We start from the raw sequence: 687 nt of genomic DNA on the forward strand, positions 1-687 counted from the left end.
AGGCATAGACAGCTAGGAGGTTGGCTTAGAAGCAGCCACCCTTTAAAGAAAGCGTAATAGCTCACTAGTCGAGTCGGCCTGCGCGGAAGATGTAACGGGGCTAAGCAATATACCGAAGCTGCGGCAGAGGACATCACTTAACTTCATTTATGATGAAAGCTAACAGCAACGTCGCGAAGCGGCCTGCTGGTAAAGCGTTTATCACAGTGGAGTGGGGTTAAGGATGTCCTCTGGGTAGGGGAGCGTTGTGTAAGTGGATGAAGGTGAGTTGTAAAGCTTGCTGGACATATCACAAGTGCGAATGCTGACATGAGTAACGATAATGGGAGTGAAAAACTCCCACGCCGGAAGACCAAGGTTTCCTGTCCCATGCTAATCAGGGCAGGGTAAGTCGGCCCCTAAGGCGAGGCAGAAATGCGTAGTCGATGGGAAACGGATTAATATTTCCGTACTTGTATAATCAGTGATGGAGGGACGGAGAAGGCTAGGCAAGCTTGGCGTTGGTAGTCCAAGTGAAAGTGTGTAGGCTGGAATTTTAGGTAAATCCGGAATTCCAAGGCCGAGACACGAGACGAGCTCCCAAGGGAGTGAAGTTGTTGATGCCCTGCTTCCAGGAAAAGCTTCTAAACTTATGATTATATGAACCGTACCCCAAACCGACACAGGTGGTCAGGTAGAGAATACTAA

1 rRNA gene is annotated in these 687 nt (G+C 49.1%); it reads left to right on the forward strand.

From position 1 onward, the window contains the following. Positions 1–687, forward strand: a 23S ribosomal RNA gene (locus tag GTQ48_RS17465); the annotation flags it as partial.

Source organism: Alteromonas genovensis (assembly GCF_010500895.1).
In the GTDB taxonomy this organism is placed as follows: Bacteria; Pseudomonadota; Gammaproteobacteria; order Enterobacterales; family Alteromonadaceae; genus Alteromonas; species Alteromonas genovensis.